Annotated in this window: 18 protein-coding genes; 14 read left to right on the plus strand and 4 right to left on the minus strand. The window is 69.6% G+C overall.

The window, feature by feature from the left end; genetic code table 11:
- The first annotated feature begins 198 nt into the window (after positions 1-198).
- A complete protein-coding gene (locus tag K3A85_RS03925) occupies positions 199-1599 on the plus strand; it encodes an alginate export family protein (RefSeq protein WP_225205188.1) in 1401 nt (466 codons plus the stop codon).
- A 21-nt stretch (positions 1600-1620) separates the two neighbouring features.
- Here K3A85_RS03925 and K3A85_RS03930 read toward each other — a convergent pair whose 3' ends face one another.
- Together K3A85_RS03930 and K3A85_RS03935 are read right to left on the minus strand one after the other, a co-directional pair.
- Positions 1621-3312, minus strand: a complete 1692-nt coding sequence (locus K3A85_RS03930) for a gamma-glutamyltransferase family protein (protein ID WP_225205189.1) — start codon at positions 3310-3312, stop codon at positions 1621-1623.
- 127 nt (positions 3313-3439) lie between these two features.
- The gene (locus K3A85_RS03935) at positions 3440-4471 is read right to left on the minus strand and encodes a quinone-dependent dihydroorotate dehydrogenase (RefSeq protein ID WP_225205190.1); all 1032 of its coding nucleotides are present in this window, start codon (positions 4469-4471) and stop codon (positions 3440-3442) included.
- 414 nt (positions 4472-4885) lie between these two features.
- Here K3A85_RS03935 and K3A85_RS03940 point away from each other — a divergent pair, with 414 nt between their 5' ends.
- The 13 genes from K3A85_RS03940 (at position 4886) to K3A85_RS04000 (ending at position 15403) form a co-directional block, all read left to right on the plus strand.
- Positions 4886-5824 (plus strand): helix-turn-helix transcriptional regulator, encoded by a 939-nt coding sequence (locus K3A85_RS03940; protein ID WP_225205191.1) that lies wholly within the window; start codon positions 4886-4888, stop codon positions 5822-5824.
- A gap of 131 nt (positions 5825-5955) precedes the next feature.
- A complete protein-coding gene (locus tag K3A85_RS03945) occupies positions 5956-6438 on the plus strand; it encodes an RrF2 family transcriptional regulator (RefSeq protein ID WP_225205192.1) in 483 nt (160 codons plus the stop codon).
- Entirely contained in the window at positions 6435-7934 is a 1500-nt protein-coding gene (gene sufB / locus K3A85_RS03950; RefSeq protein WP_225205193.1) for a Fe-S cluster assembly protein SufB, read from the plus strand. Before K3A85_RS03945 ends, sufB begins: the two co-directional genes overlap by 4 nt.
- Positions 7934-8875: a hypothetical protein gene (locus K3A85_RS03955; RefSeq protein ID WP_225205194.1), complete on the plus strand. Its 942-nt coding sequence runs from the start codon at positions 7934-7936 to the stop codon at positions 8873-8875. Before sufB ends, K3A85_RS03955 begins: the two co-directional genes overlap by 1 nt.
- Positions 8875-9372: a DUF559 domain-containing protein gene (locus K3A85_RS03960; RefSeq protein ID WP_225205195.1), complete on the plus strand. Its 498-nt coding sequence runs from the start codon at positions 8875-8877 to the stop codon at positions 9370-9372. Before K3A85_RS03955 ends, K3A85_RS03960 begins: the two co-directional genes overlap by 1 nt.
- A complete protein-coding gene (locus K3A85_RS03965) occupies positions 9369-9758 on the plus strand; it encodes a hypothetical protein (protein ID WP_225205196.1) in 390 nt (129 codons plus the stop codon). Before K3A85_RS03960 ends, K3A85_RS03965 begins: the two co-directional genes overlap by 4 nt.
- Positions 9745-10488, plus strand: coding sequence for a Fe-S cluster assembly ATPase SufC (sufC, locus tag K3A85_RS03970; RefSeq protein ID WP_225205197.1), 744 nt, complete (start codon positions 9745-9747; stop codon positions 10486-10488). The genes K3A85_RS03965 and sufC overlap by 14 nt, the downstream gene beginning before the upstream one ends.
- Positions 10485-11219, plus strand: a complete 735-nt coding sequence (locus K3A85_RS03975) for a SufD family Fe-S cluster assembly protein (protein ID WP_225205198.1) — start codon at positions 10485-10487, stop codon at positions 11217-11219. Before sufC ends, K3A85_RS03975 begins: the two co-directional genes overlap by 4 nt.
- Positions 11216-12427 carry a cysteine desulfurase gene (locus K3A85_RS03980; RefSeq protein ID WP_404822883.1) on the plus strand — a complete coding sequence of 404 codons (1212 nt, stop codon included), beginning with the start codon at positions 11216-11218 and terminating at the stop codon, positions 12425-12427. The genes K3A85_RS03975 and K3A85_RS03980 overlap by 4 nt, the downstream gene beginning before the upstream one ends.
- Positions 12424-12918 (plus strand): SUF system Fe-S cluster assembly protein, encoded by a 495-nt coding sequence (locus K3A85_RS03985; RefSeq protein ID WP_225205199.1) that lies wholly within the window; start codon positions 12424-12426, stop codon positions 12916-12918. Before K3A85_RS03980 ends, K3A85_RS03985 begins: the two co-directional genes overlap by 4 nt.
- 24 nt (positions 12919-12942) lie before the next feature.
- Positions 12943-13317 (plus strand): HesB/IscA family protein, encoded by a 375-nt coding sequence (locus K3A85_RS03990; RefSeq protein ID WP_225205200.1) that lies wholly within the window; start codon positions 12943-12945, stop codon positions 13315-13317.
- A 10-nt stretch (positions 13318-13327) separates the two neighbouring features.
- Positions 13328-13990, plus strand: coding sequence for a CerR family C-terminal domain-containing protein (locus tag K3A85_RS03995; protein ID WP_225205201.1), 663 nt, complete (start codon positions 13328-13330; stop codon positions 13988-13990).
- Positions 13991-14059: 69 nt separating this feature from the next.
- The gene (locus K3A85_RS04000; protein ID WP_225205202.1) at positions 14060-15403 is read left to right on the plus strand and encodes an oxygenase MpaB family protein; all 1344 of its coding nucleotides are present in this window, start codon (positions 14060-14062) and stop codon (positions 15401-15403) included.
- Positions 15404-15409: 6 nt separating this feature from the next.
- Here the strand turns inward: K3A85_RS04000 and K3A85_RS04005 are convergent, their stop codons facing one another.
- Positions 15410-16357 (minus strand): hypothetical protein, encoded by a 948-nt coding sequence (locus K3A85_RS04005; protein WP_225205203.1) that lies wholly within the window; start codon positions 16355-16357, stop codon positions 15410-15412.
- A gap of 124 nt (positions 16358-16481) precedes the next feature.
- Positions 16482-18473 (minus strand): threonine--tRNA ligase, encoded by a 1992-nt coding sequence (gene thrS, locus K3A85_RS04010; RefSeq protein WP_225205204.1) that lies wholly within the window; start codon positions 18471-18473, stop codon positions 16482-16484.
- Between the last annotated feature and the right edge of the window lie 251 nt (positions 18474-18724).

Raw genomic sequence — 18724 nt, forward strand, 5'->3', positions numbered from 1 at the left:
CGCGTCGGGATCCGCGCCGCGGCGCGGAAGGCTACTCCCCAAGTGACGGGCGGACCCTTAGTCAAACCCGCTGGAGCAGGCAAGTCGTCCTTTGCAGTTCAGCGCCTAGCTGCCATAGCCCCGGGATGCGGCCCCGCAGGCCGCGCCCAAACCCCGAACGCGGGCGGAATCAGAGGGTTGCCAGCAATGCCGAGGTCGATGAACAGAGTTGCCCTGTCGGCCCTTTGCGCGGTTGCCGCAGCGGGCCTCGCCGCCGGCCCCGCGCAAGCCCGGCAGGGGCCGCTGGCGCAGGCGCTGGGCGCGCCCGACGACCTGCAGATCACCGCTTCGCTGCGGACGCGCGTCGATGCGATCGACAACCAGTTCCGGGCGAGCGGGCCCGATGGCGATTCGATGCTGTCGCTGCGCACCGACGTCGTCGCCGAATACGACGCCGGACGGGTGCGCCTGGGGGGCGAAGTGCAGGACAGCCGCGCCTATTTCCAGCGCTCGAACTCGACCGCCGGAACTGCCGAGGTCAATGCGTTCGAGCCGGTGCAGGCGTTCATCCGTCTCGAACTCGGCGATTCGGGCAAGGGGGCGTTCGGCAAGGGCGCGAAGGGCGCGCATGGCCTGGTCACGCTCGGCCGCTTCACCATGGACCTCGGCGGGCGCCGGCTCGTCGCGCGCAACCGCTTCCGCAACACCACCAACGCCTTCACCGGGGTGCAGGCGGACTGGACCACCGCGAACGGCGTGCGCGCGATCGGCTTCTGGACGATGCCGCAGGTCCGCCTTCCCGATGCTGCCGCGGACATCGCCGACAACAAGGTCGAACTCGATCGCGAGACGATCGACCAGCAGTTCTTCGGGGGTGACGTCACCGTCCCCAAGGTGCTCGGCGGTACGCTCGAATTCTACGCGTTGCGGCTGGTCGAGCACGACCGGCCTGATTGGGCGACGCGCGATCGCCGCTTGTGGACGCTGGGCGCAAGGGCCTTCGCGAAGCCCGCCGAAGGCAAAGGTGACCACGACGTCGAGGTGGCCTGGCAGTCCGGCACCGCGCGCAAGTCGGCGGCCGCGGCGGACACCAGCGACCTCGCGGTGTCGGCCTGGCTGGTCCACGCCGAAGCCGGGTACACGTTCGCCGGCGGCTGGACCCCGCGGCTGTCGGCGCTGTTCGATGCGGCGAGCGGCGATTCGGGCCGCGCCGGCCACTTCCGCCGCTTCGACACGCTGTTCGGCGCGCGCCGGGCCGATTTCGGGCCGACCAGCCTGTTCGGACCGCTCCAGCGCGCCAACCTCGTTTCTCCCGGGCTGCGGGTCGAGGCGGTGCCCGGCAAGCGGCTCGACCTGATGGCGACGGCGCGGCTCGCCTGGGCGGAGAACGTCCGCGACACGTTCGCGGCGACCGGCGTGCGCGATGCGGGCGGGGCGTCGGGCCGCTTTGCCGGAACCCAGCTCGAGGCACGGCTGCGCTACTGGATCGTTCCGGGGTTGCTCCAGTCGGACATGGGCGTCGCCACCCTGCTCAAGGGCCGGTTGCTGCGCGATGCGCCCAATGGCCGCGCCAACGGCGACACGCACTACGGCTATTGGGACCTTACCCTCAACCTGTGACCGGGCGGTGCCGCCGCGCCGCTACTGGGCGACCGCGGCGCCCTCGCTGCGTGGGTCGGCGCCGCCGACCCAGCGCTCTCCTGCGCGGACGACGGCATTGGACTTGAGCGGCATCTCGATCGCGGTCACCTTGGCGTGGCCGAGCGCCTGGAGCGCGGGCGCCATGGCTTCGAGCGCCGACCCTTTCTCGATATAGACCGCATCGCCCCCCGGCGCGAACAGCACCGGCAGTGCGAGCGCCCGCGCTACCGGCAGGTTCCAGTCGAGCACGCCGATGATCGTGCGGATCACCTGTGCCGGAATCGTCGCGCCGCCGGCTGCGCCCACCGCCATGACCAGCGCGCCGTCGGGGCCGTAGATCAGGGTCGGCGCCATCGAACTGCGCGGCCGCTTGCCCGGCTCGACGCGATTGGCGGTGGCCAGTCCGTCCTTGTCGGGAACGATGTTGAAGTCGGTCAGCTCGTTGTTGAGGAAGTAGCCGTTGACGATCACCCCCGATCCGAACGCGCTTTCGACGGTGGAGGTATAGCTGACCGCATTGCCGTTGCGGTCGATCGCGACGAAGTGCGAGGTCCCGTGCTCCTCCTGCTGCGGCGCCGGGGCGAGCAGCGCGGTGGCCTGCGGCGGCGTGCCCGCACCGACGGCCGCGATGGTGGTCGTCTCCGAGATCAGTCGCGATCGCTCGGCGAGGTATCCGGGATCGGTCAGCCCGCGCACCGGCACCGAAACGAAGGCGGGGTCGGCGAGGTAACGGTCGCGGTCGGCGTAGGCGAGCCGTTCGGACTCGGCGAGCAGGTGCCAGAACACCGGGTTGTCCGGGCCGAGCGCCTTGAGGTCGAAGCGCTCGAGCTGCTTGAGCACGGCATAGACGGTGGTGGCGCCCGACGAAGGCGGCCCCATGCCGCAGATGCGCCAGGTGCGGTACGGAGCGCAGACCGGATCGCGCGGCACGGCGCGATAGGCGGCGATGTCGGCCGTGGTCATCGGCGCGGGGTTGCGCGGCGCGGTGCCGACCTTGGCGGCGAGCGTCGCCGCGTTGTCGCCGGAATAGAAGGCGTCGGCGCCGCGGCCCGCGATGCTTTCGAGGAACGTCGCGAGGGCGGGGTTGCGGATCACCGTGCCGACCGGCTTGGGCTTGCCGTCCTCGCCGAAATAGAGCGCGCGGCCCGCCGGATCGAAGCCCGCCGTGCCCGGGTAACGGCTCAGCATCATGTAGAGGCGGGGCGTGACCACGAAGCCGTCGCGGGCAAGGCGGATCGCCGGCTGGAACAACGTGCGCCACGACAGCACGCCGCGCTGCTCGTGCGCCAGCGCCGCGAGCCGGAGCGAGCCGGGCACGCCGACGCTGCGCCCGCCGGGGATCGCCTCGGGCACGCTCAGGGGCTTGCCATCGACGTAGAACCAGCGCGGATCGGCGGCGGCGGGGGCCGTCTCGCGCCCGTCGATGGTCGCGACGTGGCCCGCGGCATCACCTGCGACGAGAAAGCCGCCGCCGCCGATGCCCGAACTCTGCGGCTCGACCACGCTCAGCGCCAGCATCGTGGCGATGGCGGCGTCCGTCGCCGAACCGCCGAGGCGGAGCATCTGGGCGCCGGCGTCGGCAGCGCGCGGATCGGCGGCCGAGACAATGCCGCGCTCGCCTGCGCGGACGCTGTCGGCCTGTCCGGCGACCGGCGCGGGGCGCGCGGCGGCCGACTGGACCGGCGTCTGCATCGGCACGGCGCAGGCCGCGAGGGCGAGGCTGCCAAGGAGGGGGACAAGCCGGGCGGACCGAGGCGGCCGGGCGAGAAGTGCGGGCCGGGCGGGCGCGCGGGTCGAGCGAAGCGTCATGGCCTGCAGGCTATTCGCTGCCGACCGCCTCGGCAATGCTGGTCAACCCCTCGCTGCGCACGCGTTCGGCAAGGCCACGCACGATCCGCCGTGCAAGGCCCGGGCCTTCGTAGATCATCGCGCTGTAGATCTGGATCAGACTGGCGCCCGCGCGGATGCGGTCCCAGGCATCGTCGACGCTGGCGATGCCGCCCACCCCGATCAGCGGAATCCGCCCGCCGCTGGCGATGCGGAAGTCGCGCAGCCGCTCGAGCGCGAGCGTCTTGAGCGGCGCGCCGGACAGGCCGCCGGTTTCCTCGGCGAGCGGCGAGCGCAGGCCCGGCCGGGTGATCGTGGTGTTCGACACGATCAGCGCATCGAGCCGCTTGTCGATGGCGATGCGGCAGATCGCGTCGATGTCGCTGCGCGCAAGGTCGGGCGCGAGCTTGAGGAAGATCGGGGTCGGGTTGGCGCCGCGCGCCTCGATCACCGCGTCGAGCAGCTCGCCCAGCGCCTTCTCGTCCTGCAGCGCGCGCAGGCCGGGGGTGTTGGGCGAGGAGATGTTGACGGTCAGGTAGTTGGCGAGCGGCGCCATGATCCGCGTCATCTGCGCATAGTCGGCAACGCGGTCAGGCGAATCCTTGTTCGCGCCGATGTTCGCGCCGAGCATCCCGGGGCGGCCCTTGCGCCGGCGCAGGCGCTCCGAAACGACCAGCGACCCTTCGTTGTTGAAGCCCATGCGATTGATCACCGCCTGGTCCTCGACCAGGCGGAACAGGCGCGGCTTCGGGTTGCCCTCCTGCGGTCTCGGCGTGACCGTGCCGATCTCGACGAAGCCGAAGCCGAGCTCGAACATCTGGTCGGCGACTTCGGCATTCTTGTCGAAGCCGGGCGCAAGACCAACCGGATTGGGAAAAACGAGGCCCGCGACGCGCTGCGCCAGCGCGGGCTCGGGCGCCGCGGCGGTCCCGACCGGCAGCGTCTTGAGCGCGGCAATCGTCAGGCGGTGGGCGGGCTCGGCCGGGATACGGAAAAGCAGGGGCCGTGCGGCTTGGTAGAGCATCCTGGTGCGAAGTCCATCGAGCGTTGGGAAGATGCGCCAGCTATCGCGGGTGCGCCTCGATGCGCCAAGTCGGTATTATGACCGTTTCACCGCATTGTTTCACCCTACCTCGGAATTGGCGAACGCTGTTGCATGTGGGCCACCGATTTTGTCGAATCCGTACAATTCCCGAATCGAGCGATACCGTAGTGAGGCCTTGCGACCCGAAGGGCTCGGTGCAGCGATGTATCGGGTTCTCGACTTCAGGGCGGTCGTGCCCCTGGCGCGACCGCCTTTTTTTCGCCTGCCCCAAAGGGTACCTGCTTGACAGGTTCCCCGGTTTCCCGATTGGGTTTCCCCATGGGGCTAGGCTTGACATCAGGGGCGCGCGCGGATCGACTCCGTGCGGCGGATTTCGAGCGGCGGCGTGCCGAATTGGCACGGCGGCCTCTGACCAATGCCGGCCTGATCAAGCTCGACTATTATCCTGCGCCCGAGCCGCTCGCCCCGTTCGTCACCACATTCTTCCACTTCACCTGCGAAGAACCGCTGATCTCGGACCTGCGTCCGGCGAGCGCGGGGCTGCTGACGTTCTTCCTGCGCGGAAACGGCGAGCTGTTCGTGCGCGACGGGACGATCGACCCGAGCCACCCCGCCAGCCTGCTCACGCCGTTGTCGGCGGCGGCGCCGATCCTGGTCAATGGTCCGTGGCACGTGTTCGGCGCCGCGATCAGCCCGCTCGGCTGGGGCGCGCTGACCGGCGGGCTGTCGGCGGCCACCCACGCCAACCGGCTGCTCGAAGCGGGCGAGGCGATCGATCCCTCGCTCACCGCCTTCGCGCAGGCACTTGCCGCGCGCTACAATGCGCTGGGTGAGGCGCCCGGCCTGTCCGCGCCCGAAATGGTCGAGCTGACCAGCGCCGCGCTGGTGCCGCTGCTGCGCGATGTCCCGCCGGCCCACGCCCGGCTGATCGCGATCGTCGCGGACTGGCTGGGCGGCTCGCTCTCGCCGATGGTCGAGGACCTCGCCGCCCGCTCGCCCTATTCGCCGCGCCAGCTGCAGCGCCTGGTCGATCTCTATTTCGGGCTTCCGCCCAAGCAGCTTGCGCGCAAGTATCGCGCGCTGCGGGCCGCGGCACTGCTCGGCCACCCCGATACTCCGCCCGAGCAGATCGCGATGGTCGAGGACCAGTTCTACGACCAGTCGCACATGATCCGCGAACTGCGGCTCTTTGCCGGGCGCACGCCGGCCCGGCTCGGCGCCAGCGACGCGCCGGTGCTTTCCGCGCTGCTCGACTTGCGCAACTTCCGCGAGGTGAGCCCGAGCTTCGCCGCGCTGCCGAGCGACTTCGGCGGCGGCGGGGGCGAGAGCTGAGCCGGCCCTCGGGGGCGACCGCCGCCGCGATGCGCGGTTCGCGCCTTGCCTTTCCCGGTCCCGCCGCCTAGATAACCGGAGCAATCCGGTCCGATTTCGGTCCGGCCCGATTCCCAGGCGGATTTCCCGAGATGCGTCTTTCCAGCATGGCCGACTACGCGGTCGTCACGATGAGCGCCGCCGCGCGCCATTGCGGCGGGGCGCGCGTCACCGCGCAGCAGCTCGCCGAAGAGACCGGGCTGCCGTTGCCCACCGTGCAGAAGCTGGTGAGCAAGCTTTCGGCAGCGGGGCTGCTCAAGTCCGTGCGCGGGCTCGGCGGCGGCCTCAAGCTCGCCCGCCCGGCCGCGGCGATCACGCTTGCCGACATCGTCGAGGCGGTCGAGGGGCCGATCGCGCTGGCCAGCTGCTCGATGCCCGGCCGCAACGACTGCACCCTCGAACCCGCCTGCTCGGTCCGTCCGCACTGGCCGGTGGTCGACGCCGCGCTGCGCGGCGCGCTGGCGGGCATCTCGCTGGTCCAGCTGTCGCGCCCGTTTCCGTCTTCTGCGCCGACGCCGTCTGCCACCCCCTCGCACGCCCCCTCCCTCTCCTTTTCGCCCGAGTTGATGCCATGAGCGACGATCTCTCCCCCGCGCCCGTCGAATTCGACACGCCCGTGCGCGACCAGGCCGCGCGCGACGCGGCCGCACGCGTCGCCGAATACGAGCACGGCTGGGTCGCCGACATCGAGCAGGAATATGGTCCGAAGGGGCTGTCCGAAGACACCATCCGCTTCATCTCGGCCAAGAAGGACGAGCCCGAATGGATGCTCGACTGGCGGCTCAAGGCCTATCGCCACTGGCTGACGATGCCCACACCCGACTGGGCGAAGCTGTCGATCCCGCCGATCGACTACCAGGAGGCCTACTACTGGGCCGCGCCCAAGGCGAAGAAGCAGCTCGACAGCCTCGATGAGGTCGATCCTGAAATCCTGCGCGTCTACGAAAAGCTCGGCATCCCGCTCGAGGAGCAGAAGGTGCTGGCCGGCGTGCGCAAGGTCGCGGTCGATGCGGTGTTCGACAGCGTCTCGGTGGCGACGACCTTCCGCAAGGAGCTCGAGGCCGCCGGCGTGATCTTCCGCTCGATCAGCGAGGCGATCCGCGAATACCCCGATCTCGTGCGGCGCTGGCTGGGCAAGGTCGTGCCGATGCACGACAACTACTTCGCGGCGCTGAACTGCGCGGTCTTTTCCGACGGCACCTTCGTCTACATCCCCGAGGGCGTGCGCTGCCCGATGGAGCTGTCGACCTATTTCCGCATCAATGCCGAGAACACCGGCCAGTTCGAACGCACCCTGATCGTCGCCGACAAGGGCGCCTACGTCTCCTACCTCGAAGGCTGCACCGCGCCGCAGCGCGACGAAAACCAGCTCCACGCCGCGGTGGTCGAACTGGTCGCGCTCGATGATGCCGAGATCAAGTATTCCACCGTCCAGAACTGGTACCCCGGCGACGCCGAGGGCAAGGGCGGCATCTACAACTTCGTGACCAAGCGCGCGCTGTGCCAGGGCGCCCGCTCGAAAGTCAGCTGGACCCAGGTCGAAACCGGCAGCGCGATCACCTGGAAGTACCCCTCGTGCGTGCTCAACGGCGAGGACTCGGTGGGCGAGTTCTACTCGGTGGCGGTGACCAACAACCACCAGCAGGCCGATACCGGCACCAAGATGATCCACAACGGCAAGGGCACGCGCTCGACGATCGTGTCCAAGGGGATCAGCGCGGGCAAGTCGAACAACACCTACCGCGGCCTCGTCCGCGTCGCGCCGCAGGCCGACGGGGTGCGCAACTTCACCCAGTGCGACAGCCTGCTGCTCGGCGGCGAATGCGGCGCGCACACCGTGCCCTACATCGAGGTGCGCAACCCCGGCGCGACGATCGAGCACGAGGCGACCACCAGCAAGATCTCCGACGACCAGTTGTTCTACGCGATGCAGCGCGGGCTGTCGCAGGAGGATGCCGTGGCGCTGATCGTCAACGGCTTCGCGCGCGAGGTGCTGCAGCAACTGCCGATGGAATTCGCGGTCGAGGCGCAGAAGCTCCTCGGCATCTCGCTCGAAGGGAGTGTGGGGTGATGTTGCAGCTCTATGGACTGATGCACGTGGCCGACCCGGCGGTCCTCGCCACCGATCCCGCGTCCCCTGCGCCGCAGAAGGTTGATGTCTATTTGCGCAATGCCGCGACTCTGGCGGCATCGGCGCGGGTCGCCGACATGCCCTTCCGGCTGGTCAGCAATGCGCCCGAATGGCTCGAGGCGCGGCTTGCGGGGCTTGGCCTCGCCGGCGCGGCCGAGGTGATCGCGGGGGCTTTCGCGCGCGAAGTGCCCGGCGGCATCCCGTTCCAGGCGGCGCACTACAAGCTCGACCTGCTCTCGATGTTCGGCACCGGCGCGCTCGGCGAGCAGGTGGCGCTGGTCGATCTCGACATGGTGGTCCAGCGCAAGTTCGCGCTGCCCGATCCCGACGCGCTCTACGTCTACGACATCTGGGACCACGTCGCCTCGGCATTCGGCGACGTGCTCAGCCGCGACCTCGGCAAGTTCGACGTGCCGGCGGGCAATCATCGCTGGTACGGTGGCGAGTTCATCGCCGGAAGCCCCGCCAACTTCGCGGTGCTCTCCGCCGAGATCGAGGCGATCTGGCCCCACTATCTCGCCGCGCTCGGCACCACGCACCACACCGGCGACGAGATGGTCGTGACCAGCGCGCTGCTGCGGCTCGCCGCGCGCGGCTTCCCGCTGCGCGAAGCCGGCTCGCTCGGCTTCGTCCAGCGCTGGTGGTCGGCGCGGACCCGCACGCGCATCCAGCCGCTGGCGCGCTCGCTCGACGCCGCGATGCTCCATCTGCCCGCCGACAAGGACTACCTCGCCGCGCGCGCCGGCGCGCCCTTCGACGTCGCCGGCTTCCCCGACCATTACCGCCGGCACGCCCGCGGCCGCCGCCACCTCGCCATGGTCAAGAACGTGGTCGACGTGATGCGGGGCCGCCGCGCGCAATACCTGCCGCAGCTCGCCTGATGAAGAAGACCCTCACTCTCCGCCCGGCCGCCGCCGTCGATGCACCCGGTGCGCGACCCCGGCGCGCCATTTCCGCCTCGCGGCTCGACCGCATCCACGATCTCGCGCGCGAGCAGCGCCGCCACCCTTCGCCGGCGGAGCAGGCGCTGGCCGCGGCGCTTGCCGAGGCCTTCCCGGCGCTGCTGTTCAAGCGCAAGGCGGTGGCGGGCTCGGTCATCGCCGATTTCCAGTGCCGCCAGCGCCCGCTGGCGCTGATGCTGGGGGGCGATCCTGCGCTTGCCGAGCGCGCCGACCGGCAGCTTGCCGAGCAGAAGCTCACCGTCCTGCGCTTCGAGCCCGAGGCGGTGCTGGCCGACGTCGGCGCGGCGGTCGAACAGGTGCGCGCTGCGGTCGCCGCGCTGACCCGTCCGGCACGGCCGGCGCGCACGCCGCGCTTCGCCGGCGCCGCCCCGCGCGGTGGTCGTGCCGGCCCGCGCCCCCGGGTCGCGCCGCGATGATGCTGCTGGCAGCCCTGATGGTGGCGGCCGACGTGCCCGATCCCGCGCCCGCGCTCGCGGCGGTCAAGACCTGCGACCGTGGCGAGATGAAGACGCTGATCGGCAACGAGCCCCACCGCCGCACCGAGTTCGCCGCCGCCGCCTATGCCGAACAGCGCGCCATCGCGCAGGAGCGCTCGACGCTGCTCGCCGCCGCGCCGACCGGCGCCCCGGCGAGCGCCAGCGGACAGGCGACGACCGCCACCGCGCTCGCCCAGCTCGATGCCCGGCAGAAGCTGCTCGACGATGCCCGCGCCACCGAAAAGAGCTGGCGCGACCTCTTCGACGAGGTCCGCGCCGATTACCTCGCCAATTGCACGACCGGAAAACGCAATGCTGAAAATTGACAACCTCGCCAACGAAGTCGCCGGCAAGCCGATCCTCAAGGGGCTGTCGCTGACCATCAACGCGGGCGAGATCCACGCGATCATGGGGCCCAATGGTGCGGGCAAGTCGACGCTCGCCTATACCCTCGGCGGCCGTCCGGGCTATGACGTCACCGGCGGCTCGGTCGATTTCGACGGCGCCGACCTGCTCGCGATGGAGCCGCACGAGCGCGCCGCCGCCGGGCTGTTCCTGGGCTTCCAGTATCCGGTCGAGATCCCGGGCGTTTCCAACGTCCAGTTCCTGCGCGAGGCGCTCAACGCCCAGCGCAAGGGACGGGGCGAGCCGCCGCTTTCGGGCGGCGAGTTCCTCAAGCTCGCCAAGGAAAAGGCCGGGCTGCTGCGCATGGACATGGACATGCTCAAGCGCCCGGTGAACGTCGGCTTTTCAGGCGGCGAGAAGAAGCGCGCCGAGATGGTCCAGATGGGCATCCTCGATCCGAAGCTAGCGATCCTCGACGAGACCGACTCCGGCCTCGACATCGATGCGCTGCGGGTCTGCGGCGAAGGCATCAACGCGATCATGCGCAAGAGCGACAAGGCCGTGCTGCTGATCACCCACTACCAGCGCCTGCTCGACTACGTGAAGCCAGACTTCGTCCACGTCCTCGCCGGCGGCCGGATCGTCCGTTCGGGTGGGCCCGAACTCGCGCTCGAACTCGAACAGCACGGCTACGAGGCCGTCGTCGCATGACCGTCGCGACCCTGCCCACCCGCAAGGACGAAGCGTATCGCTACGCCGACCTTGCCGCGCTCGAAACGCTCTGGCCGCTGCCCGCCGAACGCATCGTGCTGGGCGCGGGCGAACAGGGTGCCAGGGCCATCGTGGTCGATGCCGACGGCGCGCAGGCCCGCGACATCGAGATCGTGCTGGGCGAAGGCGCGAGCTACGACCTGCGCGTGCTCAATGCCGGGCGCGCTTATGGCCGCGTCGCCGTGCGGGTCACGCTGGGCAAGGGCGCGAACTTTCACTTCGGCGCGGCGCAGCTGGCGGGCGGGGACCAGACGCTCGAGATCGTCACCGAAGTCGTCCACGCCGAACCCGACGCGACCTCGAACCAGGTCGTGCGCTCGGTCCTCGCCGGCCATGCGACGGGGACCTACCTCGGGCGCGTGGTGGTCGATCGCGGCGCGGTCGGCACCGACGGCGAACAGTCGATCCGCGCCATGCTGCTCGATCGCACCGCCACCGCCAATGCGCGGCCCGAGCTCGAGATCTACGCCGACGACGTCAAGTGCGCGCACGGCTGCGCGGTCGGCGAACTCGACGCGCAGGGCCTGTTCTACCTGCAATCGCGCGGCCTTCCGCCCGCCGAGGCCAAGAAGCTGATGCTCCAGGCGTTCATCGCCGAAGCCTTCGTCGGCGCGGCCGAGGAGGAGCGGCTGACGCAGGCCGCGATCGCTGCGCTGGAGGGCTTGCTGTGATCCTGGACACGCTCACCCGCATCGAGGAGTGGCCCGGCCTCGTCGATGCCGACGGCCGGCGCTGGCACTACCTCGACAGCGCCGCCACCGCGCAGAAGCCGCGGCAGGTGATCGACGCGGTGACCCGCGCGCTGGGTGCCGACTACGCCACCGTCCACCGCGGGGTCTATACCCGCTCGGCCGAAATGACGCTCGGCTACGAGGCCGCGCGTCGCCGCGTCGCCGCGCTGGTCGGCGGGGCGGAGCACGAGCTGGTGTTCACCCGCGGCGCGACCGAGGCGATCAACCTCGTCGCGCAGAGCTGGGGCCTCGCCAACCTGAAGAGCGGCGACCGCATCCTGCTCTCGCAGCTCGAGCATCATTCGAACATCGTGCCCTGGCAGCTGATCCAGGACCGCACCGGCGTCGCCATCGACGTCTGCCCGCTGACCGAGGACGGCCGCATCGATCTCGACGCGGCGGAGCGCATGCTGACGCCGGCGCACAAGCTGGTCGCGCTGGCGCACGTCTCCAACGTGCTCGGCTCGGTGCTCGATGCGCCGCGCGCGGTCGCGCTGGCGCACGGCGTGGGGGCGAAGATCCTGCTCGACGGCTGCCAGTCGGTCGCGCGCCTGCCGGTCGACGTGAAGGCGCTCGGCTGCGATTTCTACGTCTTTTCCGCGCACAAGCTCTATGGCCCGACCGGCATCGGCGCGCTCTGGGCCAAGGCCCAAATCCTCGATGCGATGCAGCCCTGGCAGGGCGGCGGCTCGATGATCGACCGCGTTTCCTTCGAACGCACGACCTGGGCGCCCGCGCCGCAGCGCTTCGAGGCGGGCACGCCCGCGATCGTCGAGGCGATCGGCTTCGGCGTCGCGGTAGAGTTCGTTGCAGGGATCGGGCTTGAGGCCATCCACGCCCACGAAGCCGCGCTGGTGCGTCAGGCGCGTGCAGAGCTCGGCCGATTCAACTCGGTGCGGTTGTTCGGTCCGGACGACAGCGCCGGCATCGTCAGCTTTGCGATCGATGGCGTCCACCCGCACGATCTCGGCACGATCCTCGACGAGGAGAACGTCGCGATCCGCGCCGGCCACCATTGCGCGCAGCCGCTGATGGAGCACCTCGGCGTGCCCGCGACCGCGCGCGCCAGCTTCGGCATCTACAGCGATGACAGCGATATCGCCGCGCTCGTCCGCGGCATCGAAAGGACGATGAGGATCTTCGGATGAACGACGACACCCGCAAGTTCGCGATCGAGGAAGTGCACGAGGTCGCCGCGCCCCGCCGCGCCTTCGTCGACGACGCCGTCGAGGAGACGCCCCTCGAAACCGCGGCCGAAAAGCTCGAGCGCAAGCGCGACTACCTCGAAGGCTTCCTCGCCGAAAAGCCGCAGGGCCTCGCCGCGGGCGAGCCGGGCGGCGCGATCTACGAAGGCGTGATCGCAGCGCTGCGCGACATCTTCGACCCCGAAATCCCGGTCAACATCTACGACCTCGGCCTGATCTACGGTGTCGACGTCGGCGAGGACGGCCATGTCGCCGTCACGATGACGCTGACCACGCCGCACTGCCCGGTCGCCGAATCGATGCCGGGCGAAGTCGAACTGCGCGTCTCGGCGGTGCCGGGCGTGCGCGATGCCGAGGTCAACCTCGTCTGGGATCCGCCGTGGGATCCGCAGAAGATGAGCGACGAGGCCAAGCTCGAACTGGGAATGCTGTAAGCTGCGCCCTATATTGGATCTGCCATGACCGACACCGCCACCATCGCCACCACCGGCCGCCGCCCCCGTCCCGCCGCCGTCGTGCTCACGCCCAGCGCCGAGGCGCGGGTCGCAACGCTGATGGCGAGCGCGCCCGAAGGCGCGATCGGGGTCAAGCTGTCGACCCCGCGCCGCGGGTGTTCGGGGCTCGCCTACTCGGTCGACTACGTGACCGAGGCGAACGCGATGGACGAACGGATCGAGACGCCGGGCGGCCTGTTCTTCATCGACGCCGCTTCGGTGCTCTACCTGATCGGCAGCACGATGGACTGGCAGGAGGACGATTTCACCGCCGGTTTCGTGTTCCAGAACCCCAATGCCAAGGGTTCGTGCGGCTGCGGGGAAAGCTTCACTGTCTGACACCGCGCAAGTGACGCGAGGATCGCAAGCGGGAAGCCGGCGCGGCGGCTACCGCAAGGGCGACCAATCGCGCCAGCGCATCCTCGAAGTCGCCATTGCCGAGTTCGGCCGGGTCGGCTTTGCCGCCGCGACCACGCGCGCCATCGCCCAAGGCGCGGGCGCGACGCTGCCCTCGCTGCAATACTATTTCGGCGGCAAGGAAGGGCTCTACCGTGCCTGCGCCGAGGAGATCGCCGCACGCTTCGTCGCCTTGACCCGGGCGCCCGCCGAAGCGGCGGCGCAGGCGCTGCTCGCGGGCGAGACCGACCTTCGCGCCGCGCTCAAGAGCACGATGGCCGCCGTCGCCCGCGCGATGACCGGCGCCGATTCGGCAGGGCTGTGGGGCGCCTTCGTTAGCCGCGAGCTGCTCGCGCCCGGCCCTGCCTTCGACGTCATGCTCGAGCGCCTGTTCGCGCCGGGGATCGAGCTGATCGCCGCGATGATCGCCCGCATCCAGGGGCGCGAGGTGGTCGACGAGCAGGCGCGGATCCGCGCCATGCTGATGATCGCCAGCCTCACCGCCTTCCAGTCGGGCCGCGCGGTCGCGCTGCGCGTGTTCGGCTGGGACGACATCGCCGGTCCGCAGCTCGCCGCGATCACCGCCGCGCTCGATGCCGAGATCGACGCCCTCTAGGGCAGGGCTTGAATTTCTATCACGGGATAGTATTTTTGCCTCGACGGCCGTCCGACGGAGCGAAGTCCCATGCCCACCCCGATTGCAGAGCTGCGCCGCCGGATCGAAGCGCAGAAGACCGACAACCCGGCGATGTACGGCGCGGTCGACTTCGCGATCCATCCCGAGCGCCTGCTGGGCGCGAGCGTGGACGACATCGCCCGCAGCGAGCTGCGCGGCCATCCCGGCGTTGCTGCCCGGCTGCTCGACGATCGTGACCTGATGGATCGCATGGCCGCCTACACGATGATGGGCGATGCCGTGGCCGACCCTTATGCCGCGCTGATCCCGCAGCACGGCTTCAAGCGCCTCGTCGACATGCTGGTCGAGGCTTGCGACAATGGGGTCGACAAGGTCGACGGCGCCCCGGCCGAACTCGTCGCGTTCATCCGCGCGATGGAGGCGACGCCGGCGTGGGTCGACATGAAGCTGGTCGAGGAAGGTGCGCGGCTCCAGCGCGTCGCCTTCGCCAACTTCGCTCCCTGGGCCATCCGCGGCGCGTTCATCGCCACCTTCATGAACAAGTACGCCGCGCTGCCGATGGCGCTGACCGGCACGCTGTCGAACAAGACCGCCGCGCGCCGGATCAAGGAGACCGCCACGTTCTTCGGCACATCGGTGCTGCCCGGCGCGCTCGGCCGCTTCGGCCCCGGCTTCAAGGCCGCCGCCATGGTCCGCCTGATGCATTCGATGGTGCGCTTCAATGTGCTGTCGCGCGGGCGCTGGGACCAGAAGGTCTATGGCATTCCGATCCCGCAGGTCGACCAGATGCCCGCCGGCCTCATCTCCGACTTCCTCATTTCGTCGAAGGTGCTCAAGGAAGGCCGCGAGGACTTCACCCCCGAGGAGCGCGCGCAGATCGAACTGTCGCGCTATCGCTGCTTCCTGCTCGGCCTGCCCGAGGACCTGCTTGCCGAAAGCCCGCGCGGCATCGTCGATGCCTGGAACGCCCGCGCGCTCAGCTTGCGCAGCGGGTTCGACGAAGCTACCTGCGGCGGCCTGTTGCGCGCGACGATGGAAGCGGATCTCGCCGACACCTCGACGCCTGCCGGCAAGGTCCGCGACCGGCTCGAACGCTCGTTTGCCAAGGTCTACTTCATGCAGAACTTCTGCGACGGCAGCGAAGCCATCGCCGCCGGCTTCGGGGTCAGGATCCGCCCGATCGACAAGATGCGCGCCGCCGCCGTGGGGCTCACCCTGATGGGGCAGGTCCAGGCCTATGGCGTCGCCGCGAAGACGCCGATCGTGCGCCATCTTGCCGACCGGCGGCTGGTGGGCAAGGTGCGCAGCTACCTCGGCAGCCTCGGCCACGCCGAGTTCACCACCGATGCCGCCAAGTACAAGCCCGCGCCGGAACTCAAGCCGGCGGCGTGAGCCGCGTCAGCTTTCGTCCTGCATGACGAAGCGCAGCAGCGCCTGCTCGAGCGGGTCGAGCGTGTCGTCGGCGTCGATCTGGGTGTCGAGCCACAGCCGCTCGCTGTCGGTCACCTCGAAGTCGGCGCGCGCCTCGGCCACCGAGTGCGCGCCGAGGCCGCGCCGCCCGAAGCCGGTTCCGCGCAAGCCCGACTGGAGACCGTTCGGTGCCGTCCGGGCCATCCGGCCGAAGAACCGCCCGACGTTGGTGGTGCGGTCCTCCATGAACGACTCGAGCTGGCCGGCGCGTTCGCGGGTCAGTTGCTCGGGGCGCTTCCACCCTTGCAGGAAGTTCGCCACCCCTTGCACGAACAGCCGCTCCCAGCAGGGCGCGTTGTCGCCGTCGAGCGTCGCGTCCTTGATCCGGAACAGCATTTCCGCTTCGGACCTGGTCACCTGCGCGGGGCCGCTGCCGCCGCCCGCGAAGATCATCCGCCGCAGCAGCGCGCATTCGGCAGCGCCGATGCTCCCGGCCGACAGCGCCCCATGCCTGCGCGTCGGGCCCGAGCCGAACACCACCGCGCGCTCGATCTGCACCAGCGCATAGGCCTTGAGCCGCTCGGGGCAGTTGAGCGCCTTTTCGAGCACGCGCACGATCAGTTCGAGCTCGGTCATCGAATCGAGCCGCCCGTCGTGGTCGATCCGCGCGATCAGCCAGTCGGCGGTGTCGGCGCTGACATAGCCGCGCGGGGCGCAGCCGTTGATCACGAACTCGCCCACCGCCTCGACCACGAAGTCGGTCCATTCGGGCGTATGCTCGCGCACGTGATCGTTGAGCACGAGGATGGCTTCGGCCTCGTCGGGCGAAACCACCCCGTCGGGCCAGACGAGCTGGCGCAGCGCCAGCACTTCGTGCGCATCGATCACCCCGTCGGCGACCGCGCGCGCGGCAATATCCCGAAAATGATGCGACATGGCGCGGGTCCCCGTCTGTTCCGTCGACGGGACTATGCCTTGGCGGCGGTTAAGGATGTCTTGGGGGTGATGCGGAGGCGGCGGGCATTCCGCCGCCTCCGGCAATCGCCGCGCGAATCAAGCTTCAGCGCAAATCCGGCGCCGTCGCCTCGGCCTTGAGCAACGCGATGGCTTCGTCGAGCGAAACGAACTTCTGCTGCTGCTCGCCCAGCGTGCGGATGGCGACGGTGCCTTCCTCGGCCTCGCGCTTGCCCACCACCAGCAGGTAGGGGACTTTCTGCAGCGAATGTTCGCGCACCTTGTAGTTGATCTTCTCGTTGCGCAGGTCGCTCTCGACGCGGATGCCCGCCGCCTTGAGCCTGGCCACGGCGTCGAGCGCGTAGTCGTCGGCATCAGACACGATCGTCGCCACCACTGCCTGCACCGGGGCGAGCCAGGTCGGCAGCTTGCCGGCGAAGTGCTCGATCAGGATGCCGATGAAGCGCTCGTAGGAACCGAAGATCGCGCGGTGCAGCATCACCGGGCGGTGCTTTTCGCCGTCCTCGCCGATGTAGCTCGCATCGAGCCGTTCGGGCAGCACGCGGTCCGACTGGATCGTGCCGACCTGCCAGGTGCGGCCGATCGCGTCGGTCAGGTGCCATTCGAGCTTGGGCGCATAGAACGCGCCTTCGCCCGGCAGTTCCTCCCAGCCGTACTGCTCCGTGGCAAGGCCTGCGCGCACCACCGCGTCGCGCAGCTCGGCCTCGGCCTTGTCCCACATCTCCTCGCTGCCGAAACGCTTTTCGGGGCGCAGCGCCAGCTTGATCGAGTAGGTGAAGCCGAAGTCCTTGTAGATGCGGTCGGCCAGTTCGCAGAACGCCTGCACTTCCGAAACGATCTGGTCCTCGCGGCAGAAGATGTGGGCATCGTCCTGCGTGAACTGGCGCACGCGCATCAGCCCGTGCAGCGCGCCGTGCGGCTCGTTGCGGTGGCAGCAGCCGTTTTCATAAAGGCGCAGCGGCAGGTCGCGGTACGACTTGATGCCCTGGCGGAAGATCAGCACATGCGCCGGGCAGTTCATCGGCTTCAGCGCCATCCAGTCCGCATCGTTGGAAACGAGCGGGCCTTCTTCCTCGGTGTTGGGCACTTCGTCGGGAATGACGAACATGTTCTCGCGGTACTTGCCCCAGTGGCCCGACTGCTCCCACTGCCGCGCGTCCATCACCTGCGGCGTCTTCACCTCGCGGTAGCCGGCATCGTCGATCGCGCGGCGCATGTAGGCTTCGAGCTCGCGCCACACCTTGTAGCCCTTGGGGTGCCAGAACACCGAGCCATGCGCTTCGGCCTGGAGGTGGAACAGGTCCATCTCGTTGCCGAGCTTGCGGTGGTCGCGCTTGGCCGCTTCCTCAAGCCGCGTCAGGTGCGCATCGAGCTGCTTCTTGTTGAGCCAGCCGGTGCCGTAGATGCGGCTCAGCATCGCGTTCTTCTGGTCGCCGCGCCAGTAGGCGCCCGAAACGCGCGTCAGCTTGAACGCCTGGGGATCGAGCTTGCCGGTGCTGGCCAAGTGCGGCCCGCGGCACATGTCGAGCCAGTCGTCGCCCGACCAGTAGACGGTCAGCGCCTCGCCCTCGGGCAGTTCGGCGGCCCATTCGGCCTTGAACGTCTCGCCCTGCTGCTTCCAGCGGCTGATCAGCTGTTCGCGGCTCCATTCCTCGCGGCGCAGCGGCTTGTTGGCGGCGATCAGCTCGCGCATCTTCGCCTCGATCGCAGGCAGGTCGTCGTCGGTGAACGGGCGATCCTTCGGCGCGAAGTCGTAGTAGAAGCCGTCGTCGGTGCTCGGCCCGAAGGTGATCTGCGTGCCCGGGAACAGCGCCTGCACCGCTTCGGCGAGGAGGTGCGCGAAGTCGTGGCGGGCAAGGTCGAGCGCGTCGGCTTCGTCCTTCGCCGTCACCAGCGCAAGCTGCGCGTCGGCCTCGAGCGGGCGCATGATGTCGCGCAGTTCGCCATCGACGCGCGCGGCGATCGCCGCCTTGGCGAGGCCCGGCCCGATCGCCGCGGCGATGTCCGCCGGCGTGGTGCCGGGCGCGACCTCGCGCACGGAACCGTCGGGCAGGGTGATCTTGAGCAGTTCGGACATCGTGGTTCTCTCGGCCAGGGTCTGGTCGTCGGGTGTGGGATCTGTGGCGGGCGCTTTGGCACATCGCCGCGCCCACCGGAAGGGCCGGCGTTCGGCGCGGCGTGCGCAAACGCGATCGCCGAGCCGCCCGGTCGCCCTTCCGCGAGCGCTACTGCGCAGCAATACGGAATATCGTGCGCACCGCGCCGGGCCTACCAGAACAGGCGCCCGCGGCGGCCGAATTGTGACGGTTGGGTGAAACGGATGCCGAC

It is taken from the genome of Novosphingobium huizhouense, from assembly GCF_020179475.1.
Taxonomy (GTDB): Bacteria; Pseudomonadota; Alphaproteobacteria; order Sphingomonadales; family Sphingomonadaceae; genus Novosphingobium; species Novosphingobium huizhouense.